Origin of the sequence: Marinobacter litoralis, assembly GCF_003336705.1 — a bacterium.
In the GTDB taxonomy this organism is placed as follows: domain Bacteria; phylum Pseudomonadota; class Gammaproteobacteria; order Pseudomonadales; family Oleiphilaceae; genus Marinobacter; species Marinobacter litoralis.
This window is the reverse complement of record NZ_QMDL01000002.1, coordinates 47,028-73,754: the sequence shown is the minus strand read 5'-3', so window position 1 is coordinate 73,754 and position 26,727 is coordinate 47,028. Positions and strand designations below refer to the sequence as shown.

Here is a 26,727-nt window from a genome sequence, read left to right as displayed (position 1 = left end):
AGGGCCTTGCGTGGTGCGAGCGGGGTAGAAGATATATGGACATATTCAGTTTGTGGGGCGAGTTTTATAACGACCCCTGGTTCTGGCAGTTTCCCATGGCAACGCTGGCGATCAGCATGGTGGCGTTCTTGACCGTTGCATTGCCATGGACAATCGTCGCGTGGATAGATCCAGCATCTCTGCGCAAATATAAAATTCAGCAAAAGCCCTTCGAAGTTAAGAAATATTTCCTGCCTTCCATCGGGCGCATTCTGATCAACAACCTCATTGTTGCTGCATTTTTGGTGCTGACCTGGCCGTTACTGAAACTCACCGGTGTTCATAACAATGAATTACCTGCGTGGTACGTTATTGTCGCGCAGTTAGTGTTCTTCGTGCTGTTGGATGACTTTTTGTATTACTGGATGCACCGCTACATGCATGAGAACAAGTGGTTGCTCCGTCACGTTCATAGCGTCCATCACCGGGTTCGGAATACCTGCGGTATCAATGGCAATTACATGCATTGGCTGGAATTTTCGCTGACGGCGATGGTGACGCTTATTGGCCCGATTCTGGTGGGCGCACATATTTATGTGATCTGGCTGTGGGTGATTATTCGGCAAATTGAAGGCGCGGATGGCCATATTGGTTACGATATTCCGTGGAATCCGGTGCATTTTCTGCCTGTCTACGAAGGCCCGGTGTACCACGATTTTCATCACGCCAAATTTAAAGGCAATTACGCCGGATTTTTGCCCTATCTCGACAAGTACATGGGTAAAACCTATATACCCGCTTACCTGAGATACTTGAAGGCCAAGAGAGACGGATTAATTGCTGAAGAAATTGCCCAGCGAGAGACCTTTGAAAAACAGTCGAGTAAGGTAGTCCGCTAACGTTTGTGCAAACAAGGGTCGTTGCCTCTGGCGGTCAGGTCTGGAATAATTCGCGCATTATATGGATATACAGAAAAGTTTCGCCGCGAGGCGGAGCAGACGTGGGTACGCGTTCTTACTCTAAAAGAAGCGATACGCCCGCGATCACATAAAAGGGCAGATCAGTAACAGGCTGATCTGCCTTTTTGTTTTCTGGGTGACAGTTGTTCCGGTGGCGCATGAGTGCCGGGGAGTGCGCCCGTATTCGAACACTCAACAGGAGCTTGTTATGTCCGCTCAGCTTTCCAGTATGTTTCGCCCGCTTCTCCAGCTGGGTCTGATTACTCAGATCGCCATCGGCATTGTTGCTGGTGTTATTCTCGCGATTTTCCTGCCAGAAATGGCCCAGTCTTTCTCATTGCTAGGCCAGTTATTCATTAAAGCTTTGAAGGCAGTTGCACCGATTTTGGTGTTCGTGCTGGTGATGACCGCAATTTCAGGTCACCAGAAAGGTCAGCCCACGAACATTCGGGATGTGATCGTGTTATACGGAGTAGGCACTTTGGTCGCAGCGCTGGTGGCTGTAGCGGCCAGTTTTGCTTTCCCGACGGAACTGGTTCTGGATATTCCGGAAGTCAGCGGTAATCCGCCAGGTAGTATTATCGAGATTCTACATAATCTGGTTTTGAGTGCCGTTACCAACCCGGTAACCGCTCTGATGGATGCTAATTTTATTGCCATTCTCGCTTGGGCCATTGCTCTGGGGTTAATGTTACGCCACTCCAGTGAGGCGACCCGGAATGTCCTTACGGATATGTCCGACGCCGTCTCCGGTGTTGTACGCATGATTATTAGCCTGGCGCCGCTGGGTATTTTTGGTCTTGTGGCGAATACTTTGGCCACCGCCGGCATTGGTGCGTTGTTGGGTTTTGGTCAGCTGCTTTCGGTCATCGTTGGCTGCATGTTGTTTGTGGCGCTGGTGACCAACCCGTTGATCGTATTTTTCAAATTGCGGCAGAACCCGTATCCGTTGGTTTTCGCTTGCCTGCGCGGCAGCGCCATCACCGCGTTCTTCACCCGTAGCTCTGCTGCGAATATTCCGGTTAACCTTGAACTTAGTGAGCGCCTGAAGCTGGACGCAGACACCTACGCGATTTCAATACCGCTGGGTGCAACCATCAACATGGCGGGTGCTGCGATTACAATCTCGGTGATCACCTTGGCGGTGGTAAACACTCTGGGCATTCCGGTGGATTTCCCGACAGCGTTGCTGCTGTGTGTGGTCTCTGCGCTGGCTGCTTGTGGCGTATCGGGTGTGGCCGGTGGTTCGTTGCTGTTGATCCCACTGGCGACCAGCCTGTTCGGAATTCCAACCGAAGTGGCCATGCAAGCAGTGGCGATTGGCTTTGTGATCAGCGTGGTGCAAGACTCCACGGAAACCGCATTGAACTCATCAACAGACGTATTGTTTACCGCAACTGCCAGCCGTGCCGCTGAAGCAAAAGGTAAGTGATGGTGGCGGATACTCGAAATCTTGTGTTTATCGGAATGCCCGGCAGCGGCAAGAGCACGGTGGGCGTATTAGTTGCCAAGCGCCTTGGGCTCGGGTTTGTGGATACCGATCTGCTGATTCAGCAAGAAGCGGAGCGTACACTGCAGGACATTGTCGATCAGGATGGCTACGTGGCACTGCGCCAGATTGAGGAGCAAGTGCTGCTCGGGCTCGACGTGCAGGGGCAGGTCATCAGCACCGGCGGCAGCGCGGTTTATAGTGCAGAAGCCATGAAACACCTTAAAACCAATGGTACGGTGGTGTTTCTGGATATCCCTCTCCAATGCGTTATCGAGCGCATTGGAGACTACAGCCTTCGGGGGATTTCCCGGCGCCCTGATCAATCGTTGTCGGACCTGTTCGATGAGCGTTTTGCGCTGTACACACAGTATGCCGATTTGACGATTCAGGGCGAAGGTATGAATCAGGATCAGGTTTGCGAGGCTGTGATCACAGGGCTTGGAGCCTGAAACGCATAGATTGTCGGATTTCTCTAAGGAAGGTGGTATGCCGAGATTTTTGCACACAGCGGACTGGCAAATGGGGCGTTCCTACAGCCGGTTTGACATCGAAGACGGCGCAGCGTTGGTAGAAGCCCGCTTCGCGGGCATTGAAAAGCTGGCCGAGTTGGCCAACGAGCATCAGTGCGATGCAGTGTTGGTCGCCGGAGATGTGTTCGATGCCCAAACCGTTTCGGACCGCACCATTCGCCGTGTGTTTAACGCCACCAAAGGCTTTGAAGGCCCTTGGGTGATGCTACCCGGTAACCACGATGCCGCACTGGCGGAAAGTGTGTGGACCCGGGCGCTGCGATTGGGTGCCGTGCCAGATAACGTGCATCTGGCGCTGCAACCCGGTGTTGTTCCCCTCGAGGCTCAGGGGCTGGCAGTACTTTGCGCGCCCTTGACGCAACGCCATACCTACGGCGACCTGACTGAACCCTTCTCGCATTACGAAACCCCGGATGACCTGCTTCGAATCGGGCTGGCCCATGGCAGTGTTCAAGGGCTGTTGTCCGATGATATTGATGCTACGAATCCGATTGCACTTGATCGTGCGGAAGTCAGCCGCTTGGACTATCTCGCGCTAGGGGACTGGCACGGCACCAAACAAGTCAACGAGCGTACTTGGTACAGTGGTACTCATGAAGCCGAACGGTTTCGTAATAACGATGCGGGCAATGCGCTCATCGTCGAGATTACAGGCCCCGGCGCCACTCCTTCCGTAACCCAGGTCGTTACCGGCCGTTACCAATGGCATCAATGGCGGGAAACGTTGGCGGTGAAGTCTGACCTTGAAGAACTTCTTGACCGGCTGGAAGCCTTGCCGGATGCCTCGGTAGTGGACCTTCGTCTTGAAGGTGCAGTCACCTTAGCCGGTGAAGAACGGCTATTAGAAGCCCTGTCAGTTGCAGAGGCTCGATTCCGCAGCATTCAATGCGACCGCAGTAAGCTTCAGCTTGAGCCCACAGAAGATGATCTCTCCGAATTGCATGCGGATGGTTACGTCGGTGAAGTGATCGGTGAGCTTCGCCAGCGCCAACAGGAGCAACAGAGTGAGGAAGCACGGGATGCCTTGGCGATTCTCGCGAGCTTGCTCAAAGGACGAGCGCAGGAGGGTGGCCAATGATACTTCAGAGCCTGCGCATCGAGCAGCTGCGCCAGTTCCGGAACCCTTTTGTTCTAGGCAACCTGCAGCCGGGTTTAAACCTGATACACGGCCCGAATGAGTCTGGCAAAAGTACCCTAGTCAGGGCAATCCGTGCCGCTTTTTTTGAACGTTATCGCTCAACCGCGGTGGATGATCTGCGCCCGTGGGGAGATTCTGCCGCCGCGCCGACCGTGGCGCTGGAGTTTGAAAACCAAGGCGAGCTCTGGCGGCTGACCAAAAGCTTCCTGCAGCGCAAACGGTGTGACCTCACCATCGGTACTAGCAGCTTCAGTGAAGACGAGGCGGAAGAAAAGCTGGCTGAATTGCTGGGTTATCAATATCCCAAGCGTGGTGCCAGTAAAGCCGAGCACTGGGGTATTCCGGGTTTGCTCTGGGTTGAACAGGGAACAGGGCAGGATCTGGAACAATCCGTCGAACATGCCGGGGATCACCTGAAATCAGCCCTGAACTCGCTCGTGGGCGAGGTGGCCAGCTCGGGAGGTGATGAGGTTATCGAAGCCGTTCGTGCCCAGCGAAATCACATTCTGACCGGTACTGGAAAGCCGCGCGGTGAATACTTGCAACTGGACAAGGACCGTCTGGCCTTTGAGCAAACGATTGGTGAACTGAAGGAGCGCATCCTGAGGTATCAGGAGCAGGTAGACCGTTTAGGCAAGCTGACACGGGAGTATGAACGCACAGAAGTCGAGCGCCCCTGGGAAGACGCGCAGCGGCTGCTGGACGAAGCCCAAGCGCGATTTCAGCAAGTCCTGCAGTTAGAGCAGGTGCAGGCCCAAGAGAAAGCGACGCTCGATCAGCTGCAACAGAGTCGGCGCTTGCTTGAGCAAAACAAAGAATATCAGGAAAACCTTAGTCGGCAACTGGCGGCCCGAAAACTGGATCTGGACAAAGCAGAGGCTGATCTCCAGCGGTTGGAATTGCAATCGCCAGCTACGACGGAACGCTTACGAGCGGCCAGAGAGGCTTACGAATCGGCTGAGCAGCGGATGAAACAAGCGAGGTTGCGGGAGGCCCGATCTCGATTGGAGCAGGACGTAAAGCGTTTGGAACAGCGTGCCCAACAGCTGAGTCAGAACCTTGCCAAGGCCGGGGAATATCAGCAGCAGGTTGAGAACGCGCGTCAGCAGGCTCGTGAGAACCGGATCGATGCGGCAGAGGTGAAACGCCTGAAAGTCGCGGAGCATCAATTGAATGAAGCGACGATCCGCTCAAGCGCCATAGCCACACGATTTAGTTGGAACTTGGAGCCAGAACGCTCTATCACTCTTAACGACGACGCCCTACAAAATCGAGGTGAGCAGCAGTTGTTGGACGAGTCCAGGGTGGTGATCCCGGGAGTCGGTACACTTGGCATTACTCCGGGCGGTGAATCGTTGGCCAGTACCCGACGTAAACTCGCGACCTTACAGCAAACGGTGTCCGAGCTAAGAGCCTCGCTGGGTGTGGATTCTGTGACATCAGCCGAGAATCGGTTATCTGATTTTGAAAAGGCCGAGCGAGCGCAGCAGCACGCACAAGAGTTATTAAAATCGGTTGCTCCTGCGGGTATTGACCCTTTGGTTGTAGAGCAGCGTGAAGCAAAGCGGGAGCTGGAAAACGCTACGGAAAAGCTGGCCACGACCCCGAATTCGGACACATCTATTGACGTGCCTGATCTGGCCACAGCCGAAGCCGCGTTTGAGCAAACTGCGTCGGCATTAACGGCTGCAGAATCGGACGATCAAAAGCATCGGACTGCACTGATGGCCGTTCAGCAGACCAGAGACACAGCCAAAGCAGAGTGGCAGCGGCTGGTCGATCAAGAGCAAAGTCCTGAGCGCCAGCAGCAGCTTAAACAAATTGCGGAAGAACTGGTTGCGATAGAGCAGAAAACCAAGGCGCTGGAAGAAAGACTGGAAGCCCGTTCCCGGGAAATCCTTGAAGCGCGTCCGGATCTCTTAAAGCAGGACATCGAACGTTATCAAAGTACCATCAGAAACCTTCGTCAAACCCAAGAGGATCGTGGGCGAGAGCTTAGGGATATCAAAGTCCGGTTAGAAGCTTGGGGAGCGGAAGGTCTGGACGAGCAGCTCAATGAGCAGGAGGCAGAACTGGAGCGCTGCAACCGCCGCTATCAAGAGCTGCACCGCCGTGCACAAGCGCTGGAGCTTCTTTTGACTCTGCTGACTGAAAAGCGGCAAGCCTTGACGCGGAGGCTGCAAGCGCCGCTTCAAAGGCATCTGGATCATTATTTGTCGGTCTTGTTCCCCCACGCTACTCTGGAGGTGGATGAGCATCTTCGTCCCGGAACGTTTACACGAGGCGCTGAGCTTGGCCAAGTCACAGAGTTAAGCTTTGGGGCGCGCGAGCAGATGGGTTTAATTAGCCGTTTGGCTTACGCCGATTTGCTGCGAGAAGCGGGCCGCCCGACTTTGGTTATACTGGATGACACATTGGTCCACAGTGATGAAGAACGGTTGGACGACATGAAGCGCATTCTGTTTGATGCAGCGACACGGCACCAGATACTCCTGTTCACTTGCCACCCTGAGAAGTGGCAAGATCTCGGTGTGCCGCCGGTGGATATTCAGGCGCTAAAGGCCTGATTCACCGGCACCCCCTTCTATTTGCTCAAGGCTTTAGAGCCTATGGCCTGCTACGCTTACTTTATGCGCAGCACGGCCTGCTATCCCTTTCCCTTATAATAGCAAGGAGTTTCAAATGACGCTTCCGGTAATGATTGACGGCGAATGGTTTCAAGGTCAGGGAGAGGTGTTTTCGTCGCTGAACCCAGCGACCGGTGAGCTGTTTTGGCAGGGAAATGCGGCCGATGACGCCCAGGTTTCGGCGGCTGTGGCGGCCGCAAGAAAAGCCAGTGCCGAATGGGTGAAGCTGGGGTTTGACCAGAGAGTGAACATTGCCCGTAGATTTGCCGAATTGCTGGGTGGCCAGAAAGAGGCGTTTGCCACCTGCATCGCCACGGAAACGGGTAAACCGCTTTGGGAGGCTCGAACGGAAGTCGGGGCAATGATCGGAAAAATTGACATTTCCGTAAAGGCCTATGGCGAACGCACGGGCCAGCGCAGCAGTGAGGTAGCGGGCGCGCGGGCGGTGTTGCGCCACAAACCCCATGGCGTGGTGGCCGTGTTTGGGCCCTACAATTTCCCGGGCCATTTACCGAATGGACACATAGTGCCTGCGCTGATTGCCGGCAATACCGTTGTGTTCAAACCTAGTGAGTTAACTCCCGCCGTAGCCGGGAAAATGGTGGAGCTGTGGTTGGAAGCCGGCTTGCCATCAGGGGTGTTAAACCTCGTACAAGGTGCTAAAGAAACCGGTATCGCGCTGGCGAACCATCGCGATATTGACGGTTTGTTTTTCACGGGCAGTTCCGCCACCGGAGAGATACTGCACAAGCAATTTGCCGGCAACCCCGGGAAGATTCTGGCGCTGGAAATGGGGGGCAACAATCCGCTTATTGTGGATGAGCCGGCCGATGTGCAGGCTGCCGTCTATGAAACCATTCAGTCTGCTTACATTACTTCTGGGCAGCGCTGCACTTGTGCGAGGCGCCTGCTTGTACCGGAAGGTGCTTGGGGTGATGGCTTTTTGGATGCGCTGACGAAAGCGGTGGAAGCGATCCAGGTAGGGGGTGCCTTTGATGACCCTGCTCCATTCATGGGAAGCGTGATTTCTGAGGCGGCTGCGGAGGGTGTTTTGGCCGCTCAGGAGCAGTTACTGAAACGTGGGGCCTTGGCCTTGGTTCAAGGTCGAAAGCTTCAAGCTGGAACCGGCTTGATGTCGCCAGCGCTCATTGATGTCACCCCGGTCGCAGACATTGAAGACGAAGAAGTCTTCGGGCCGTTACTGCAAGTCATCCGTTACGGTGATTTCGATGAGGCTATACAGAGAGCAAACGACACCCGTTTCGGGTTGTCGGCCGGCTTGTTCAGCGACAGCGAAGAGCGCTTTGAGTATTTCTATCAGCGAATCCGTGCCGGTATTGTGAACTGGAATAAGCAGCTCACCGGTGCTTCAAGTGCGGCTCCTTTTGGAGGCGTGGGGGCCAGCGGAAATCATAGGGCAAGCGCTTGGTACGCAGCTGACTATTGTTCATACCCCGTCGCCGGTATGGAGGCCGCTAATCTGTTACTGCCAGATACATTAGCACCGGGTTTGAAACTGAACTGAACGAATTGCCGGTTTGTGTAACCGATAGGGCGAAAAGTTGACGAATTAATAACAAAAAGACCGACGTTTCCATGTATTAGCTGTTCTGTCGATTTTATAGAATTTTACAAAATCGACGGAAAGCTGGTGCAAAACAATGGTGAAACGCGTCATTAATGTGTCAAAGGTATGGATTGCCGCGTTTGCTTTGGGATTGTTGTTAACGGGTTGTGGTGGCGGTGGTTCAGGTGAGTCCGATAAGTCAGCCTCAGCGTCCAATAGCGAATCGGCCACCGAAACGGGTAAAGGCTCGTCTTCGAGCTCGGATGAATCGGCAAATGCAGAGACGGAAACAGGGGCAGAGCCAGATTCTGCAGAAGTGTCAGTGTCGGGCTCGGCGGTGTTGAGTTGGTCGGCACCGTCTACCCGGGTGAATGGCGAAGGTATTGCCATGGGTGAGCTGGATAAATACGTGATCCGCTACGGCCAGAGTATTGACGATCTCACTGAAGAGGTCGTTCTGGAAGAGGCCGAATCATACCCGGAGATGTCTCATACCGTAGAGAATCTTGATACCGGCACTTGGTATTTCACGATTCAGGTTCAGGACAAGCAAGGCCTGATCAGCGAGCCTTCAGAACCTGTCAGTAAAACGATCCAGTCGTAAGGCTCGGGTTGCCCCGTTACCCCATCGGGTCGGCAATCGGAAGCTTAAGGGTGAAGGTGGTGCCTTCACCCAGCCTTGAATCCACGTAAATCTTTCCTTTATGTTTTTCTACGACGGTTTTCACGAACGCTAAGCCCAGCCCTGTGCCATGGTTGCCTGCAATTTCGTTGTGGCGCAGGCGGTGGTAGCGGTCGAATAGATAGGGCAGTTCGCTTTCATCAATCCCTGAGCCTTCGTCTGCAATGGCAAGCCCGGCAATGTGGCCCGCCTGGTACACCTGGATGGTAATCGTCGTATCCGGTGCACTGTATTGAATGGCATTGGTCAGCAGGTTAATCACGGCCCGCTCCAGCAACTCTGCATTTCCCTGTAACCAAAGATCTTCGGTGTCATTCAATTCCAAGCGAATGCGTTTCTCGTAGGCTTGTTCGCTGACGCTGTCCCGCGCATTTTCGACAATCGCCAACAGGTCACAATCGTAAAACCGGGTTTCGGACAGTTGTTCTGCGCGGGCGAGGTTTACAAACTCTTCCGCCAGTGAATAGCTACGCCGTGCCAGTTTGCCCAGCTGTTCAATCTGGTATTCATTGATGTTCGACGGTTCCCGCTTTAACTGTTCAATCAACGCGAGTTGAGACACTAACGGCGAACGCACATCGTGGGATATGAAATCGATTACTTGTCTATGCTGACGTTGTTGTTCCCGGAGTTCGGAAATATCAGAGAGATTGGCAATGATGCCCGATTGCCCGTCTCCCGGCAGAGTTACGGGCGCCAAATGCAGGATGAAGTCTTTGCCGTGCACCTTTAGATTTACCGTCCGGCTTTCGCTCAGTGTCAGGGTTTCCGAGACGATTTCGTGCCAAGGCGGATTTTCCTGCGGGTCGTGGCCCTGAAGCAATTTGATCAAAGGCATGCCGCTGAGGCTTGGCATCGGTTCACGAAACCAATTTTCAATATGGCGGTTGGCAAACCGGATCACGGCCAGTTCATCGGTCACGATGATACCGTCTGGCATATGCTCGAAACTGTGTTGAATAAAAGACTGCATCTGGCCAAGCCGTTTGTTTGCCAGTTGCACTTTCTCCAAACGAGGCGAGAACGCCTGAGCGGAATACTGGACGGTAGCGGCGGTTGTATCTGTTTCCAGCTCGAGGCGGCGTAAATATTGTTGGGTCACCTCACGGCTCAGATCGTTTTTCAAGGTCAGTCCTAGCACATAAGTCGAGCTACCCCGTTCGAGCTTTAGCCAGCTTTGATTCAGCTGATGAACCCACTGGCCAGCTTCGGGTAAATGGGGGGCTTGCGCCATGGTCATGCCATGAATCTGAAGCAGTTCACCGTTTTCGCACAGCAACCAACCTTCGGGCTCAAGAAACGCTTGGAAATGTTCCAGTAATTGAGCGGGTTGCCGTTTTGCCGGTTGCGGCAGTGACAGGTGAGGCGTGCTCGCCATATCGTCCAATTGTTGGTTCAAAAAGCGATTGGTCATGGCAAGCCGGTATCCGGTCGCGATGGGGACCGCAACGAGTATCAACAGCAAGGTGTTGATAATGGGTAGCTGAATACGCAGATAAAACAGCAGCAGGAGATAGCCTGCGACCATGAAGCTACACATCGCCACACAGGCAATCAACGTATAAGTGGGCGTGAGCCGCGGGAGCAGAATAGCCAGAACGACCAGCACCAGAACGCTGAGGGTGATGCTGGCCCACTCCCCAATAGCGAGCACTGCAACCTGATCGTTTACCAGTGCTGGCCATGTGCTGATTGTGAGATCGTAAAGCCATTGCTCGAGACGATCGGGTAACCCGCTGCCCTGAGATAGAAACAAACTCAGGAACAACAGAAGGCCCAAAGCCCACGGCGCGTTTTTTATGGTAAGCCAGTCCTTGGTCATGGGTCTCGTGCTATTGCATGTTCATTCGGTGATTAGTCGAGATACAGCTCGCGGCCGGGGCCCCAGCGGCTGGCTATCGGCCCCTGTGAGACCGCTTTCACGCGTACAAAATACCGGCGTCCGGGAATCAGGCGCAAAGAGGCTGCGGTGTCTGGTACGTCGGCTTCTTTGATAATGTTCTGGAAGCTTGGCTCTTCAGAAAGCTGCAATCGATATTTTTGGGCAGAATCTGCCTGCTCCCAAAATACCCGGACCTGACTGTCCAGATAGTTGATGTTGATAATCCGAACCGGTGGCAGGCTGCCGTTCACGGTGAGTTTTCGGGCCTCGGAGGCTGCGAATGATGTTCCGCCCGCTTCGGTTGTTACCCGCCAGAAATAGGTGCCGGGGCTTAGAGCCCGCGAGGGAAGCGCTCGACTTTCCGGAGCCCATTCACTGGTGCTAACCAGGTTCTCGAACGTTTCGTCTTGTGAAATCTCGACACGAGCCACTTCGTTTGAGCCGTTCAGCTGCCAACGAAACTCCGGCATGTCATCATCGACACTGGTATCGTGCGCAGGACTGAGCAGGTTAGGCGTCTTGGCCTGCAGCTCCACTTCGATAGGAATAACCGAAGGTAATCCGGCAATGCCCCGACGATCAAGAGCGGCGACATGGATTTCATATTGGCCGTTGTCGAGTTGGTCGATCGGGAATTGACTGCTGCTGACACTACGGCTTTGTACCCATCCACCTGATGACGTTTCAAAGATGTCTATTCGATGAGCGGACGCGGGCGTTGTTTTCCATGACAGCTCCAGCGGTAACTGGCTGACCACCTGTTCAACCGGGTTGATCTCGGGGGCAGGTGGTAGCTGCCGGATACGGAGACGTTCTGAGCCGGTCGTGGCAACACTTGCGCCATAACCTGCGGGAATTCGTTGTGATTTGCCGGGGCGACCAAAATCAACAGCTCCCTGCTGCACTTGGATGCTGCTGCCGTTGGCATTGGCCTGCAGAGTAAACGAGGTGCCACGCACGGCTGCTATTGCAGATGGCGTTGTGATCTCGAACCGGGAGCCGCTTTCACGAAGGGGTTTCACACGGGAATGCACTTCACCTTTGTGAAGCCGAAGCCGGGTGTCAACCATGCCGGTTTTGCCGTACTGGGTCAGACGGTTGAACATTAGCCGAGAGTTAGGCGAAACCCGTAATTCAGAGCCGTCGGCCAGAGTGAGGGTGGCAGAACCTGCACCCAACAAAAGCTCGTCACCGACTCGAATCAAAGACTGTTTGGTCAACGCGGTCTTACGACCATCAGCCCCCGAGATGTGCTGAACGTTGCCGCTGACGGACGATACCCGGGCACGCTCGGGTTGACGTTTTAGCCAGGCAATCGGAATACGGAGTGATTGCCCCGCCTTGAGGCTCGTGTTGCTGGGCAATCCGTTGTGGGCAAGCAGCCGGTGGCCGTCGTTGGCGTTTTGCAGCAACGACTCGGAAATGCTGGCCAACGAGTCATTCTTTTGGAGTGTATAGATCCATTCCGGCGTTGATTCGGCAGAATAGGAAGACGCAGGCGCTGAACCCTGAGCAACTGACCATCCGGCCGCGGCGAGGCCAGGCACGAGGGTCATCACAAGTGCGATCAAATAGATCGGGATGTTGCGCACAGTAGGTCTGATCTGCTCAGGCATGGGATGTAAGGTCACTTGCAGGCGCCGTTGTTACGGTTGGTTGAACGGCTTCCAGGCGATAACCCCGCTGATAGATGGTTTTAATCCGAAAGCCATTGTCCGGATTAAGCCCCAGCCGGCGGCGGAGTCGGCTAATGTGGGTGTCGACGGTGCGAGTGTTGATGTCTCGTGCCACGCCCCAGACACGTTCCAGAAGAACGTCTCGCGTGAGCAGGCGGCCCTGATTTTGGAAAAGGAACAGTGTCAGGTCGAAATCTTTGTCGGTCAGGCTCAGGAGTTCGCCGTGCAGTCGAATGCTGCGCTGATTCATATCGACTTCAAAAGGGCCGAAAACCAGCAACTCTTTCTCGCTTTCGGGGTTGCTGCGGCGAGCCAGAGCGTTCAGTCGAGCGATCAGTTCTGCGGCGCGTGCTGGCTTTGCCAAGAAATCGTCTGCACCGGCATCGAGCGCACAAACAATATCGCTTTCGCTATCGTGCTGGGTCAGGAAAATCGCCGGAATGGCCCAGTCGAGGTGGGTGCGCACACTTTTCAACACGTCGATGCCCGTCATGTCCGGTATCTGCCAATCCAAAATGATCAGGTCGTAGCTGCGGTGTAATACGGCGCTTAGGAAGGATTGACCGGTAGCAAAGCTATCGCATTCGTGCCCTTTGTCAGACAGTATTGCTTGAATGTTTTGCGCTTGTTCAAATTCATCTTCAAGCAGAGCAATGCGCATTGAGCTTGGCCTCTGTGGTGATACTTGGTGCGGGTCACTTTTTGCAGAATGAAGAAATGGTGAACTCTGCAGCAACGACAATTATCCCAGAAAAAATGCAGTGTTTCAGTGACGATATGTACTATTCCGTAACACTAAAGCGGGCTTTCCATTGTCGTCATTAACTGTTTGTCGGCAGGCAGGGAAATTACTGCAGCCCCAGAACCAGCCTTTTTTGCTTTGGCGGCGTACCAATGGCGAAAAACAGTGCGGGCAAGGCACCGGTTTCTGGCTGGTGCCGTCCTGAGGTTGGCTGTCTTCCATAGGGCGCGTACCCGTGCATTTGGGGTAACGGGTGCAGGCGTAGAATGGCCCGAATTTACCCTCACGTTGCACCATCGGCGTTCGGCATTTCGGGCAATGAATGCTGGCTTCGCCGTGGGGCAGGCCTTTGGGAGTGTCCAGTTGTTCAATGAAACCCCGTATTTCGTTTTTCAGGGACTCAAGGAAAGCTCTGGGGTCGTCTTCACCGCGGCGAATGCCTTCCAGCGTGGCTTCCCACACTGCGGTTCGGTCCGGCGTGCGTGCTGAATCCGGTAGGGCGGCAATTAATGCTTTGCCTTTGTCGGTGGCCCGAATAAACCGCTTTTCCCGCAGCAGATAATCACGCCTGAATAGGGTATCGATGATTGCCGCTCGGGTTGCTTCGGTGCCGAGTCCGTCGGTTTCTCTCAATGTTTTACGAAGTTCTGCATCGGCCACAAAACGCGCAATGTTGGTCATTGCGGAGAGCAGCGTGGCGTCTGTGAAGTGCTGAGGTGGTTGGGTTTTCCGTTCCTTCACCTCGGCCTGGCTGCAGATGGTCGGATCGTCATGCTCGAGTCGGGGCAATGGAGCCTTCTGAGGTTCACCGTTCTTCTCTTTGAGCTTCAGCTCGAGCGTTTTCCAGCCGGGGCTGAGCACTGCGGTTTCCGTGGCGCGGAATTTGTGTTCTTGCACTTGAACGGTGAGCCGGCCTTCCCGATGCACTGCGTCTTGGCAGAATTGCATCAGGTAGTAGCGGCTGATCAGGCCATAGATTTTCTGCTCTGCCGCGTTAAGCTTGCCGCTCGCGGAGGGCCGTACAGTGGGAATGATCGCGTGGTGAGCATCGACTTTCTTATCATTCCAGGCGGCCGATCGTCGGCTGCTGTCCAGTTGTTCGGTATGGGGCGCCAGATCGGGCGCAGCCCGCCCAATAGCTCGGATGACTTGCTCGCGTTGATTGAAATGCTCTTCCGGCAAGTAGCGTGAATCCGATCGCGGATACGTAATGAGTTGATGGCGTTCGTAAAGGTTCTGGGCGGTATCCAGCACGTCTTTTGCGCCCATCCGGAACAGTCGGCCGGCTTCAATTTGCAGTGCCGAGAGCGACAGCGGCAGGGGCGGTGGCTCTGGCCGGTCACGGAAGCGGGATTCAATTATTCGCCCGGGCCGGCCGTGCACCGTATTTGCAACCTCGTTCGCGATGTCGCGGTTGAGCAGGCGGCCTTCTTCATCCAAGTGATCCTGGAATTGATCACCGGGGAGCCAGCGGGCGGTAAACGGGCGCTGGTCCGCTTCTTCCTCCGCCGCCTGGAACACGCCTTCGATGCGAAACCAGGGTTTGGGTTCGAAGTGTTCGATGGCATTGTCCCGTTCGACCACCAAGCCCAGAACCGGTGTTTGTACACGGCCAACCGAATAGACACCTTGCTCACCTTGTTGTTGGTACGTGAGCGTATAAAACCGGGTGAGGTTGATACCGTATAGCCAATCCGCTCTCTGACGGGCTAGGGCCGAGTGGGACAAGCTTCGGAATTCGCTGTTCTCTTTCGGGCTCGAAATCGCCCGGGCAACCGCATTGGGGGTGAGGTCGTTAATCAAAACCCGTTTGACGGGGGCTTTAGAGCCGACAAAGCGAATGACTTCATCCACCAGCAACTGACCTTCCCGGTCCGGATCGCCAGCATGGGTAATCAGCTCGGCCTTTCTAATGAGCGATTCAAGAACCTTGAACTGTTGTTTAACGCTGTCTTTCGGGATCAATTGCCATTGATCCGGAAACATCGGTAAATCTTCGAGGCGCCACCGCTTCCAGGCCGGGTTGTAACTGGCGGGTTCCGCAGGTTCCAGTAAATGCCCAATGCACCAACTGACGGTGACCGCGCTATGCCCTTCGCCACAACGAATCCAACCCTGGCCTTTTTGGTAGGGACCGGGCAGGGCGGCGGCAATGGCGCGTGCCAAACTGGGTTTTTCAGCTATATACAGGTGCATGGTATTCGGGTTCTATAAATGGCACCGGAATGTGGCCCTTTCGCTCCTTGGTGTCAAGGCTCTGAGCTACCACGCTTTGTGTAGTAGACTGGGGTTATATAGATTGGAGGGTAAGTGACTATGCAAGTTCAGAATACCATTGAAGCCAAGCTTGCTAACGCATTCGAAGCGCAGCACCTGATGGTGGAAAACGAGAGCCATATGCATTCGGTGCCGCCGAATTCCGAAACGCACTTTAAGGTAACCCTGGTTTCCGGCGCGTTTAACGGGGTTATGAAAGTGAAGCGTCACCAGTTGATTTATAAAGTGCTGGCCGAAGAGCTTGCCGGGTCGGTACATGCCTTGGCGCTGCACTTGTATACGCCAGAGGAGTGGGCGAAAAACGGGCAGGCAGCACCCGATTCGCCAAATTGCATGGGCGGTTCCAAGGGGGATGCCTCAATGGCCGCTAAGTTGAAACAGGGAGTTAATTCATGAGCCAGTTTTTTCAGATTCATCCTGAGAACCCACAAAAGCGTTTGATCAAGCAGGCAGTGGATATCATCCGTAGCGGTGGCGTGATTGCGTACCCGACCGACTCTGGCTATGCGCTGGGGTGCCATCTGGGCGACAAGCAAGCTGCTGACCGAATCAAGCGCATTCGCAAGTTGGACGACAAACACAACTTCACCTTGGTGTGCCGTGATCTCTCTGACATCGGCGTGTACGCCAAAGTCGATAACACCCAATATCGACTCCTGAAAACCTTCACCCCAGGGGCTTATACCTTCATTTTGGATGCCACCAGTGAAGTGCCTCGCCGTTTGTTGCACCCCAAGCGCCGTACCATTGGTGTTCGTGTGCCCGACAACGCCATTGTGCGGGAATTGCTGGGTGAGCTGGGTGAGCCCATCATGAGCAGCACGCTGATGTTGCCGGATGAAACCGAGCCCATGACCGATCCCGAGGATATCCGAGACGCGTTGGAGAAGGAGTTGGATCTGATCATCGATGGCGGGTTCTGCGGTATGGAAGCCACAACTGTGGTGAACTTTACCGGCGATGTGCCTGAGGTGACTCGGGTCGGTAAAGGTGACCCGGCACCGTTTCAGGGGTAACTTTTAGCGGTGTGTTTGAGCGCCCGGCTTGGGATCAGGCCCGGGCGTTCAAATTAAAGGCATAGCGCTGTGAGTCGCCCGTCGCCATGGCTTGAGTGGCGCTGGTGTTTCGGCGAAGGCTATCGTAGCGATGAAGTACGTCCTGCAGGCCGTTAAATTGCTGGTTTTCACTCACCAGCGCGCTTAACAGAGAGTTGCGAACGCCATAAGCCTGATTCAGCTTCAGAGCGTTATCCATAAAATGCAACGTTGGCTCGCTGACGCTCAGACGATTGAACGCATCTGCGAAGTCCCGATTATTATTCAGGTCTAGTTCTATTTTGCCCCGGATCTCATCGGGAACCTTTCCTTCGACAAGCGTTTTTCCATCTTCGCCTTTGCTTACGTTCAGGGCGGTAGCGGGGTGTAAGTTGTACTCGGCAAGTTTGTGCCGCAGCGTGTCTCTGATGTACGAAAGGTCCTGCGCCACCGTTTGCTTATATTGATGCAACGGGATTTTTTGAACCTTCACGTCTGCAGGATCTTGTGCCGTTTGCTCCGATGGGGTGAAGCGGTCTCCGCCCGGACTACCCGCCGCTTCCAGCTTTTTGGGTTCATTGGTCACTCCGTCATCGGGCTTGCCCGAAGGTGTTTGACGGGTGTCCATGGCTTGCTGAAAGCGAGTGCTGGCTTGAATGAGAGATGTCAGCAAAGACATGGCGGGTTTCCTCCTGAGCGGCAATAATCTGCCGGAATTCTGTTGCTATGCAGTCCTAGTAAAGGGTTCAGCAGTTATCGTGCCAGCTCGTTGTGGGGGCGTTGAAATGTAAAACTTTGCACGGTGGCTAACGAATTAAGGGAAGGAATGATCTAGGTCACTGAAAAGCCGAATCATCACTATAAAGTTATGGGTCAGCTTGCCGTCATATCTCTTAGCCTCTTATCAATAACGCTCCGCCGGAGAATCATGAAAAAGCCTTATTCCATCCGTATTCTTTTGCTGGCCGCGCTGGCAACAGCGTTTTCGTTGATATTGGTTTTTACTGTGATTTTCAGCGCGCAATCTCAAAGGGCGCACTTGGAAGAGTACACTCAAAAATACGTTGATGGTTTGGCGAAATCGTATTTTGATGGCCTCAACACCATGATGCTCACGGGCACCATCAGTAATCGCGATATGCTGCGTGATAAAGCGATAGCAGCTGAAGATGTGCTGGATGTTCGTGTGATTCGAAGCGACCAGTTAAATGCCATGTTTGGTGCGGGTAGTTCTTCGGAGCGTCGGCGAGAAGCGCTGGATAAGCGAGCGCTGGCCGGGGAACGTGTGGAACAGTTCTCCAGTAACGAAAATGGCCGGGTGTATACGCTGGTTGAACCGGTGATCGCTCGATCAGATTACCAAGGTGTGAACTGCCATAGCTGCCACCAAAGCCAGGAAGGGGATGTGCTGGGCGCCATTCGGGTTGATTACTCTCTGGCTAAAAGTGATGCCCGGCTTCAGAAACAGCTGCTCTTAGGCGGTGGGGTACAGATCGTTATTTTGTTGGCGATCTTCATTCTGACGGCATTGGTGTTGGGGCGGTTAGTCTTTTCGCGTTTACGTCGTTTGCACGACAGCATGGATGAAATTTCCCGCAACTCCGATTTGTCGGTTGAGCTGGACGTGGCCCGGAATGATGAAATTGGCTCCGTCTCGCGGGCTTTCAATCGAATGATGACTAAGATTCGCGAGAGCATGCACACGGTCATGGAAAATGCGGCGGAAGTGGAGGCTGCGGCACGCTCCATATCTGCCAAAGCAGAAACCACTGAGCATGAAGTGCTTGCTCAGAAAGACAACACCGATCAAGTTGCCAGTGCGACTACTGAGATGGCGGCTTCTGCTGTTCAGGTACGCGAAAATGCCGCCGATACGGCGCGCAAGTCTGCGGATACTGCCGGTTCTGCGGAGGCGGGGGAGCAATTGGCTCGTGCCGCTGTCCAGGGCATTGAACGGCTGAACGCTGAAGTGCAGAACGGAGCCGGGCGTATTGAGCAGCTTGATCAGCGCACTAGCGAAATGGCATCACGCTTGGAGCTGATTTCTGAAATTGCCGATCAGACCAACCTTCTCGCTCTAAACGCAGCGATTGAGGCGGCTCGAGCGGGGGAGCAGGGGCGAGGCTTTTCTGTGGTGGCAGATGAGGTACGGGCTCTGGCCTCTCGTACTCAGGATGCCACGGAAGACATTCGCAAAACCATTGATGGTCTGAAACAGGAAGTTGTGGATTGCGTGGGCACGATGCGCCATGCCTCAGAACTGGCGCAGAACCAGGTAGACGCCATTCTTACAGTCGAAAGTGAGTTGCAAAGCATTGCCGCTGCGGTGCGAGAAATCACCGGCTTGAACGAGCAGATGGAAAACGCTTCGTACGAGCAAAGCTCTGTCTCTGAGTCGATCAATCAGAACGTCATCGAAATCAGCCGTTCAGCCGAGCAAACCTCCAGCGATGCGCAGGACACCGCCCGCATAGCCGGGGATCTGCTGAACATGGCGGAAACCCTGCGCAAAACCGTAGAACAATTCCGTTTGTCCCGGTAATAATCTGGCCGGGGTATTAACCCCGGTGATCAGAGACGAACGGATTCGTGGCTTTTTCGTGGCCAAATGTGGACATGGGGCCGTGGCCCGAGATGAAGCTCACACGGTCGCCCAGCGGGAAAAGCTTTTCGCGGATAGAACGGATTAACGTGCCGTGATCGCCTTTCGGGAAGTCGGTTCGGCCAATGGATCCGTTAAACAGCACGTCTCCGACCAGCGCCAGTTCAGAATTCCGGTGGTAGAATACGACATGACCCGGGGTATGGCCGGGGCAGTGCAGAACTTCTAATGTATGGTTGCCAACGGTGGCCGTGTCGCCATCCTCCAGCCAACGGTCAGGCGTGAACACTTCCGGCGTTGCGAACCCGAACATCTGGGCTTGCATGGGCAGCCCTTGAATCCAGAAATTATCTTCTTTCTGAGGCCCCACAATGGGAATGTCGGCGATCTTGGCTAACTCGGCCGTGCCGCCGGCATGATCAATATGAGCATGGGTTAGCAGGATCTTTTCAACGGCCACGCCTTCTTCTTCAATTGCTGCCTGAATACGGTCAAGATCCCCGCCGGGATCAACCACGGCGGCTTTCATGGTGTCTTCGCACCAGATCAACGTGCAGTTTTGTTCGAACGGCGTTACCGGCACAATGCGGTACTTAAGGGACATAATCGGCCTCAATTTGTATTTTGACGCTATGGTAATGGTATTTGGCCGCTGGCTCGAGTTTTCAAGTTGAAGCCGTGGCTGCGTTAACTTCGATAGTAGGTGCAAACTTGAAGACTTATCTGGACAAGATACGGAGAGGCGAGCCGGTTAACTACCCCGCGCTCCTGAAAAAGCTACCTGAACGAGCGCGTCGGGTGCACCGGGACCTCTTCGAGACTCGGAAGGTTTCGGTGAACCGGTGGTTAGTGACGGTGATCGATGATGCAGCTTTTTCTAAACTAGTTGAGACTGCAGAGGCGCCTGTCAATCGCTTGGAAGCGGCCAAACAGGGCGACTCTCACTGCCATGTAACGGCAGTGAGCTTTGTGCTTGCGTATCATCAGAGGCAACCCGGCCCTCGGCCAGATACAGTCGTCGTTGTCGGCGGCGACGTGGATATGGGTTTCGTGTCAGCCACCAATGTATTGGTGATCGAAAATGAGGAAAACTTCTATCGTTACCGGCGCATGCTCGAATTTTCCAGCGAGGTACTGGGTATTCCATTAACGCTGGCCAACTGTGATGTCGTGTTGGGTGGAGGTAACCGGATTACTCAGCCTTCTAGCCTGCAATGGTTGGCTGGGTATCGAAAGGTATATTGCGCCTTTGACTACGATATGGGTGGCTTGCAGATGTTCACTACCATGGATCGTGTGCTGGGCGACAAAGCGTGCTTTGTCCAACCGTCAGCGTGGAAGCCTTGGCTGAGCCGTTTCCGAATGCTGCCTAAAACCACCGAACGGTTTACAAAAGCCGTCTCGCTGGCGGAAGATCTGGGGTTTATTGGTTTGGCTCGGGCATTTCGCAGCACGGGTAAATTTATGGAACAGGAGATGATTCTGGATGACTGATTCACAGGCGAGCCCTAGCGCGTTCAACTTTGGTGTACGCCGCTTGGTGTTGGTGGATTCGGCCGGCTTCTGTTATGTGGAGATTCCCGTGACTCATCACGGCCTGATTTTGGGGCCGGGGAACTTGGGTAAGTCCAGTCTGTTGAATTCTTTACGGTTGTTCCTGTTGCCTGAAAACAACTTCAAGAACAGCCGGAAGAAGTTTGCGTTCCGTAATGCCAGCGCCGGTAGTTTCTACAGCAACGAAGAAAGCTATCAACACTATTTCCCCGGCAAGTTCAGTTTTCTGATCATGGAAGCTGAGAACCCCGCAGGTACCCATTGCCAGATTTTGTACCGGGATAACAGCAGCCAGCTGAGTTATGGCCGCGCGTTTGTGCCGGTGCCTTATGAGCAGCTACGACCACTTTTCTGGAATGGCGATGACCCAGACGGCATTGGCCAGGCGGTCCCGGAATTGTCTTTCAGTCGGCTGTCCGAATCTCTGAAAAAGCTGTCCAAAGACACTCGGTTCGTGAATGATCCAGTCCGCCTAAAGTCGATGCTCTATAGCAGCGAGCTGATGAACGCGGGCGCCGTTCGCTACTCCGTTCTGCCTTTGGGTGAGTCAGATGAACGTAAGGTGCAATCGCTGCGCACACTGATTCTGCTGCTGTTTGAAATGAAGGCGGATGATCGCGCCATGGCCAACGCGGTGGCCAGTATTGTCGAGGCTGACAAGAAGTTTTCGGACGATGCCTTTGACTTCAATATTGATGAATTTCTGAATCATCACGAACACCTTAAACAGCAACAAAATCAGCTCAATCGGATTGAAAAAGAGCGATCTCGCTTTGAAAAGCTGAACGGGGATTATCAAAAATATCAGACCCTGCTGCGAAGCCAGCATGACTTTGCCGCCTTCCGGGAGGGGCTCACCGCTGCATTGGAGCAAGTAGGCGCGCAGCGGCGAACCGCGGCCGAAGCCTATAACGAGCAGAACGAAATCCTGAAGCACGTTGTGCAAACCCTGAAAAAGCTGGAGCAGGAAACCAATAGCCTCAAAGGGGAAGTCCGTGCGGCCGAGCGAAACCTCAACCGTGCCGAGCAGGACAAGCAAAATGGCGAGTTGCTGATTGCCCAATACGGCACCATGACGCTGCAGGAAATCGAAGAGGTTCTGAAAGAAGACCGGGAAAACAAACAGGGCCATCTAAACGCGCTGAAGAGTGCGGCCCAAGCAGAAATCCGCCTCGCTCAGATGGATGCCCAGAAACGTAATCTGGAAAGCAAACTGGCAGCGTTGGCTGAGCGGGAAAGCAAACAGCAGTGGCAATTACAAAACCAGCTGGATGAGTCTGTCGCGGCACCCCTGCGTGCCGTGGACCCGAAGCTGATGATGGCAAGCCCTGGGCAAACGCTGGATGCGGCAAGTAAATCCACCATCGAAGCCTTTGCCAACTTGTTTGCACCCAACGGCAAAGGTTACGACTGGTTTGATATCGAATACCCGGGGCAGCCGGCTCGGCAGGAAGACTATGCGGAACAGCGCCGGCGTTTGGAAGGTGAGTTGAATGGCTTGGAGAAAGAGCGTTCTGAATTGGCCGACACCACGGGCAACGAACAAGATCGACCTAAGCTGATTGAACGCACGGAAAAAGAAATTCGGGCCATCGAAAAAGATCTGGAAACCCTGGCTCGTTACCCAGCCGCAGAAACCACCCTTCGGGACGCGACCGAAGAGCGCAAAGCTGCGGAAGAAACGCTGGCTAAGCTGAACGAGCAAGCTGGGCTGGAGCAGGAGAAGCTTGATGCGGTTCAGCAAAAGGCCACGACAGCCCGCGCCGAGAAAGAACGCATTGAGGAGCGGGAGCGGGAACTGGCGCAACTGAGCCGTAGCGTGGGCACGGCAGAGCACCGGTTCCAGCACCTGAAAGCGGTTCAGGCTGAGCAGCCATTAGCGGTGGAAAAGGTGTCCGTGGCTGCCTTTGATGACCTGCAAAACCAGCTGGATGAGCTGGACACTCTGCGCCGGAATATTCTCGATCACTTGCGCCAGTTCGTGTATCTGGGTGTGTATGAAGATACCGCCGGTGAACTGCAAAAAGATAGCCCATCCTCGGCGGTTATCCGCGACACCTTTAAAGGATTGTCTGACCTGTTTGCCGCGCTAACTGAGCGCTGGCGCGTGCTGAACGAGCAGATTTCGGTTCACAATGAAACCGTGGCCAGCTACGTGCAGGCGCTGACCTCCAACCACGAATTTATCAGCCGTTTCGAAGCCCAGCTTAACCGGGAGCTGGAAGGCGTGCAGATTAACGATCTGGTGGAAATTCGGGTGGATATTCACACCGACCCGAAGTTCCGCAATCTGGTGGAAGAAGCCAACAACATCGACCCTTACGGCAATCAGCTTCAGTCCGAGGCATTTTATGACCGGCTGCGGGTGTTCGTGGCGGACTTCTTCGGTGAACAAGGCAGTAAGCGCCTGACGATGGATAAGGTGATCACAGGTATTTCTTATCGAACCCGTAAAGAAAATGCCACCAGCCTGGATAAGAAGGGACAGTCCACGTCCACGACTGCGCTCATCAATCTGGAACTGGTGTACCGGCTGCTCAAGCGAGTGTTGTACCCGGGTGTGCAACTTTCGTTCCCGATGGTGCTGGATGAGTTGGCCAGCGTGGATGTCAGCCAGATGCCGGGGCTGCTTGATCGGCTCAGCCAGCAGGGCTTTAACCTGTTCTCTGCGGCCACCCACAGTGCCAGTGCTGAAGTGATTTATCTGATTGGTCGCCATTTAGAAGTAGGGCAGATGCGTACCTCGCGCCCCTATAGCCCGCAACGAACGTTGGTGTTCTGGGGCGGAGCTGAAGGCTTCACCAGCGGTGAGCCAGTCAGCCATTGGGCGGATCATACCCAGAACAGCCTGTTGGAGCTGGCGGATGAGTAAGCGTTTCAGCACGCTGGATACTACCCGGCTGTTGTTTGATCACCCGAAGATTCTGTTTCGGTTGATTGAACGCATGGACCGGCACGAAGCCCGTTACGTTCGTGAAAGTGACCTGGTTGCCGAGGTGATGGAGTACACCCGCAGCCTGTCCGGTGCAGATCGGGATCGGGTGCGGCTGGCGATGAACACCGACAACCTGTTTCGATCGGGCTTGGTGATCGACATCATCAAAGCCGAAGGCGAACGTCGGTTGGTGTTTCAGGATGCGCTAATTAACCTGATGCGCGCCTGCAACGCCTCTCTGTATCAGGAGTTGACCGACGCACGCCTGCGAGGCCATTTGGTGACCTTGCGGGACGTTCGAAATCGGCTGGAAACCAGCAGCTTTAGTGAAGCCGACCCGGATTTTACCGAACTGCGGGATGACCTGAACGAGCGAGTCAGTCAGCTGATCGGCCTGTTACGTCAGAATGTTCTGCGCATGCAAACCATCAGCGCTCAATTTGCGGAGTTGTCCGGTGATGCCAGCCGGGCACCGGAGAAGTTTCTGGAGTTCCGGCAGAACCTGCTGGAGCAGATCGTTACCCTGTATGAACGCCACATTAAGCCCACGTTGGTGTTTCTGAATCCTGATACACGACTGCCCGACGGCAGCAACTTGTTTGAAACTCTGGAAGCCATGGTTCGCTTGTTGGAAACCCACGGCGATCACAGTCTGGCGGATCAGCTGTTTCGATCATCGCTCAGCCTCAATGCGCTCTATAAACCGATTCAAGCCGTGGCGCACGAGGTGGAGCATTTCCTGCGCAAAACGCGCCGGGGCATGGTGCAGTACAACGCCATGGAGCATTTCTACGGCAAACTGCGTGAACTCAAGGGTGAAACCGAAACCTTGAGCTTGCGCCGGAAGTGGCTGGAAGGCGGCGATTTTGCCCGGAGCACCGGCTTTCTGGTGGGGCTAAGGGCGCAGCAGCGCCCGAAACATCATGCCTTTGGCAATTCGCCCAGCTATTACCAGTTGCTATTCAGTGAGCTGGATTTACGCCTGGCGGATTTGCGCCGCAAGGCAGAAGTGCCGGAGCTGCAAGAGGTGGAGGGCAGTGGCCGCGCGGCTCGAGTGGATGTGCAGCGCATCAACCAGCTTTATCAATGGCTGGAAACGCTGGAGCTTCGACCAACCAACGATTTAGTGCGGGAGCTTCATGGCCGGTTAGATGGGTTTATTCCGGGGTACCGGTTCCCGGACTTGCTGGCGGCCCTTAATCGTATGGTGAACACTCCGCCGGACGGCTTTCAGGTGGTCACCACCAACCGTTTCCGCGCACTGGAAACATCGCAAGAAGCAACGGATACTGCAGAGCCTCCCCCTGAACAGTTTGTGTACCGTAAGCGCCGATTGGAATTACAAGCAGAGAAAAACCATGACTGACCTGAACAGCCCACAGCAGGATCAACCCACCAGCAGCTTCGATGAAGTTCTGCCGTCGCACAGTGCTGCTTTGTACCGGGAGTTTCAGGCGGGCCGTGTCATTGTTCGGGAACTGTGGGACAACAACCGCTCCGAACTGGTGGCGAACCCTTTGTACAACCTGCTGTACAACCACCTGTCCCATTTCAGGACCTTCTACGAGCACTTGGGTTGCGAGCTGGTTTTTAACGATGAAGGCTCTTTCTTTTTCCTGAAAGAAAGCAGCGACGATGAAACCGAAGAGCACGATGAAAACGCCTTCCGGGTACAGGTGGTTCTTCTTTTGATAGGTCGTTATTTTGCTCGAAGTGGCCGTGATCTTGAGTATCTGGCGCGCCCGGATGCGGGGCTCGGTGAGCAGGATCTGGAGGCGATGGGCGCGGATGAGGAATATCTGGAAATTCTGCGAGCGGCTCGATTCGAGAAAGGCTTACCGGACGCTCTGGACTATTTGGGCAAACGTAATTTGATGTTCCGCAGTGGAGCGAACCGATACTTTTTGAGCTCGGCCGGGATGCACTTTCTGGAAGAGCTGGTCAGGGAATATGAGCAGGCATAGGCTTCTTTGGCCTGCGGCACTGGCGTTGCTGGTTGCCGCCGTGATTGCAGCCTTTGCTAAGCCCATGATGGTTGAGGAACGGCTGATCACCATTTCTGCCCATGATCAGTTTGGGCAGCATCCCGAATTACTAGAGCAGCCCTTGGCCATTCAGGCGCTGCTGCTGGATTACCAAACCGATTCCTTGTTGTGGCTAAAAACACTCTCCGCCATGCATGTGTACCCCGAACACACGACCTTGCTGCTTGGGCTTTTTGGTGAGGAACCAGAATTCAGGCAGGCACTCAGAACGCAGGGCGAGAGCCTTATTCCACCGGTTATCCACTTCTATAAAAACCCCGTAACCAGCATTGAAGTATTAAACCGCATTACCGGTGGCGAGGGCGCGTTGAGCCCTGAGCAGAGAGCTTGGTACGCCGTGAACTTTGCCAACCAAGAGGGTGATGATTTCACCGGTCAGTTTCGCGTGGCACCGGATGGCGCCATTGAATGGATCTGGACCGAGCGAATCACCGAAGGGATTGCCCAGTTCTTCACCAGTGGCATTCGCACGCTGGAAACCCGATACCGCACCGATCAGGAGATCCGCGCCAGCGATTTGGGCTGGGCGGCGGTAGACGCGGTGATCATTGGTAGCGCAGTGAAATTTCTCAAAGCGGGCAGGTTAGCGGCGAACACAGCGCGATCGGCTTCTGTAACCACACGAACAGCCAGCTATTCCGCCAGACTGGCTCGTGCTGGCCAAGTAGCATCGGCGATGGTCAGCAACGCAAAATGGCCTGCCTTGATCGCACTGGCGTATGTGACGGTAAAACACCCCGCCATACTCAACGACCTGTTCGCCGGAGCGGCAGCGGTGTTGGGTGTGCCGGCGTGGATGGTGCAAATTCCGGGCTGGTTTCTCGTCTTTTTGCCGCTTTTTATTGTTCTTCGATCCTTACTGCGCAAAGCTCGTATCATTATCGCAACGCTTTAAGCTCTGTTAGTTTTTTTTACACTTTCTGTCAGCGAATTTGTGTTTGGATTTTTAACACGTTGTTTTTATCCGAGTTTTCGTTCTTGGCATTATTGGTGCTTCGGATTCGTT

General features: G+C 54.4%; 21 protein-coding genes. 15 read left to right on the top strand and 6 right to left on the bottom strand.

Going from position 1 to position 26,727, the window contains the following annotated elements:
* Nucleotides 1-35 precede the first annotated feature (35 nt).
* The 7 genes from DOQ08_RS05785 (at nucleotide 36) to DOQ08_RS16045 (ending at nucleotide 8,896) form a co-directional block, all read left to right on the top strand.
* Nucleotides 36-878: a sterol desaturase family protein gene (locus tag DOQ08_RS05785; protein ID WP_114333971.1), complete on the top strand. Its 843-nt coding sequence runs from the start codon at nucleotides 36-38 to the stop codon at nucleotides 876-878.
* Nucleotides 879-1,146: 268 nt separating this feature from the next.
* Entirely contained in the window at nucleotides 1,147-2,370 is a 1,224-nt protein-coding gene (sstT, locus tag DOQ08_RS05780; protein ID WP_114333970.1) for a serine/threonine transporter SstT, read from the top strand.
* The gene (locus DOQ08_RS05775; RefSeq protein WP_114333969.1) at nucleotides 2,370-2,879 is read left to right on the top strand and encodes a shikimate kinase; all 510 of its coding nucleotides are present in this window, start codon (nucleotides 2,370-2,372) and stop codon (nucleotides 2,877-2,879) included. The genes sstT and DOQ08_RS05775 overlap by 1 nt, the downstream gene beginning before the upstream one ends.
* A 37-nt stretch (nucleotides 2,880-2,916) precedes the next feature.
* A complete protein-coding gene (locus DOQ08_RS05770) occupies nucleotides 2,917-4,038 on the top strand; it encodes a metallophosphoesterase family protein (protein ID WP_114333968.1) in 1,122 nt (373 codons plus the stop codon).
* Nucleotides 4,035-6,665 carry an AAA family ATPase gene (locus tag DOQ08_RS05765; RefSeq protein WP_114333967.1) on the top strand — a complete coding sequence of 877 codons (2,631 nt, stop codon included), beginning with the start codon at nucleotides 4,035-4,037 and terminating at the stop codon, nucleotides 6,663-6,665. Before DOQ08_RS05770 ends, DOQ08_RS05765 begins: the two co-directional genes overlap by 4 nt.
* Before the next feature lie 115 nt (nucleotides 6,666-6,780).
* The gene (astD, locus tag DOQ08_RS05760; protein WP_114333966.1) at nucleotides 6,781-8,250 is read left to right on the top strand and encodes a succinylglutamate-semialdehyde dehydrogenase; all 1,470 of its coding nucleotides are present in this window, start codon (nucleotides 6,781-6,783) and stop codon (nucleotides 8,248-8,250) included.
* A 136-nt stretch (nucleotides 8,251-8,386) separates the two neighbouring features.
* Nucleotides 8,387-8,896 carry a fibronectin type III domain-containing protein gene (locus tag DOQ08_RS16045; protein WP_227537525.1) on the top strand — a complete coding sequence of 170 codons (510 nt, stop codon included), beginning with the start codon at nucleotides 8,387-8,389 and terminating at the stop codon, nucleotides 8,894-8,896.
* A gap of 16 nt (nucleotides 8,897-8,912) precedes the next feature.
* On the opposite strand, the gene DOQ08_RS05750 is transcribed toward DOQ08_RS16045, so the two are convergent.
* The 4 genes from DOQ08_RS05750 to DOQ08_RS05735 all read right to left on the bottom strand — a co-directional run bounded on the left by DOQ08_RS05750 (nucleotide 8,913) and on the right by DOQ08_RS05735 (nucleotide 15,470).
* A complete protein-coding gene (locus DOQ08_RS05750) occupies nucleotides 8,913-10,796 on the bottom strand; it encodes a PAS domain-containing sensor histidine kinase (protein ID WP_114333965.1) in 1,884 nt (627 codons plus the stop codon).
* A gap of 32 nt (nucleotides 10,797-10,828) precedes the next feature.
* Complete coding sequence (locus tag DOQ08_RS05745; RefSeq protein WP_227537524.1) at nucleotides 10,829-12,472, bottom strand: FecR domain-containing protein; 1,644 nt, start codon at nucleotides 12,470-12,472, stop codon at nucleotides 10,829-10,831.
* Nucleotides 12,465-13,193 carry a response regulator transcription factor gene (locus DOQ08_RS05740; RefSeq protein WP_114333964.1) on the bottom strand — a complete coding sequence of 243 codons (729 nt, stop codon included), beginning with the start codon at nucleotides 13,191-13,193 and terminating at the stop codon, nucleotides 12,465-12,467. The genes DOQ08_RS05745 and DOQ08_RS05740 overlap by 8 nt, the downstream gene beginning before the upstream one ends.
* A 105-nt stretch (nucleotides 13,194-13,298) precedes the next feature.
* Nucleotides 13,299-15,470, bottom strand: coding sequence for a DNA topoisomerase III (locus DOQ08_RS05735; protein ID WP_114333963.1), 2,172 nt, complete (start codon nucleotides 15,468-15,470; stop codon nucleotides 13,299-13,301).
* 120 nt (nucleotides 15,471-15,590) lie between these two features.
* On the opposite strand from DOQ08_RS05735, the gene DOQ08_RS05730 reads away from it, so the two are divergent.
* The gene (locus tag DOQ08_RS05730) at nucleotides 15,591-15,947 is read left to right on the top strand and encodes a BolA family protein (RefSeq protein ID WP_114333962.1); all 357 of its coding nucleotides are present in this window, start codon (nucleotides 15,591-15,593) and stop codon (nucleotides 15,945-15,947) included.
* On the top strand, nucleotides 15,944-16,567 hold the full coding sequence (locus DOQ08_RS05725) for an L-threonylcarbamoyladenylate synthase (protein ID WP_114333961.1): 624 nt from the start codon (nucleotides 15,944-15,946) through the stop codon (nucleotides 16,565-16,567). Before DOQ08_RS05730 ends, DOQ08_RS05725 begins: the two co-directional genes overlap by 4 nt.
* Before the next feature lie 34 nt (nucleotides 16,568-16,601).
* Here the strand turns inward: DOQ08_RS05725 and DOQ08_RS05720 are convergent, their stop codons facing one another.
* Nucleotides 16,602-17,264, bottom strand: coding sequence for a hypothetical protein (locus DOQ08_RS05720; RefSeq protein ID WP_114333960.1), 663 nt, complete (start codon nucleotides 17,262-17,264; stop codon nucleotides 16,602-16,604).
* Nucleotides 17,265-17,513: 249 nt separating this feature from the next.
* Between DOQ08_RS05720 and DOQ08_RS05715 the strand changes: the two genes are divergently transcribed.
* Nucleotides 17,514-19,127, top strand: a complete 1,614-nt coding sequence (locus DOQ08_RS05715) for a methyl-accepting chemotaxis protein (RefSeq protein WP_114333959.1) — start codon at nucleotides 17,514-17,516, stop codon at nucleotides 19,125-19,127.
* Between the two features lie 16 nt (nucleotides 19,128-19,143).
* On the opposite strand, the gene DOQ08_RS05710 is transcribed toward DOQ08_RS05715, so the two are convergent.
* Nucleotides 19,144-19,791 (bottom strand): MBL fold metallo-hydrolase, encoded by a 648-nt coding sequence (locus DOQ08_RS05710; RefSeq protein ID WP_114333958.1) that lies wholly within the window; start codon nucleotides 19,789-19,791, stop codon nucleotides 19,144-19,146.
* 107 nt (nucleotides 19,792-19,898) lie between these two features.
* On the opposite strand from DOQ08_RS05710, the gene DOQ08_RS05705 reads away from it, so the two are divergent.
* Genes DOQ08_RS05705 through DOQ08_RS05685 form a run of 5 tightly spaced genes read left to right on the top strand, consistent with a single transcriptional unit; the run spans nucleotide 19,899 to nucleotide 26,616 of the window.
* Complete coding sequence (locus DOQ08_RS05705; protein ID WP_114334698.1) at nucleotides 19,899-20,681, top strand: hypothetical protein; 783 nt, start codon at nucleotides 19,899-19,901, stop codon at nucleotides 20,679-20,681.
* Entirely contained in the window at nucleotides 20,674-23,613 is a 2,940-nt protein-coding gene (locus DOQ08_RS05700; protein WP_114333957.1) for a coiled-coil domain-containing protein, read from the top strand. The genes DOQ08_RS05705 and DOQ08_RS05700 overlap by 8 nt, the downstream gene beginning before the upstream one ends.
* Nucleotides 23,606-25,042, top strand: coding sequence for a hypothetical protein (locus DOQ08_RS05695; protein ID WP_114333956.1), 1,437 nt, complete (start codon nucleotides 23,606-23,608; stop codon nucleotides 25,040-25,042). The genes DOQ08_RS05700 and DOQ08_RS05695 overlap by 8 nt, the downstream gene beginning before the upstream one ends.
* Nucleotides 25,035-25,640 carry a condensin complex protein MksE gene (locus tag DOQ08_RS05690; RefSeq protein ID WP_114333955.1) on the top strand — a complete coding sequence of 202 codons (606 nt, stop codon included), beginning with the start codon at nucleotides 25,035-25,037 and terminating at the stop codon, nucleotides 25,638-25,640. The genes DOQ08_RS05695 and DOQ08_RS05690 overlap by 8 nt, the downstream gene beginning before the upstream one ends.
* Nucleotides 25,627-26,616 (top strand): hypothetical protein, encoded by a 990-nt coding sequence (locus DOQ08_RS05685; RefSeq protein ID WP_114333954.1) that lies wholly within the window; start codon nucleotides 25,627-25,629, stop codon nucleotides 26,614-26,616. Before DOQ08_RS05690 ends, DOQ08_RS05685 begins: the two co-directional genes overlap by 14 nt.
* The last annotated feature ends 111 nt before the right edge of the window (nucleotides 26,617-26,727 follow it).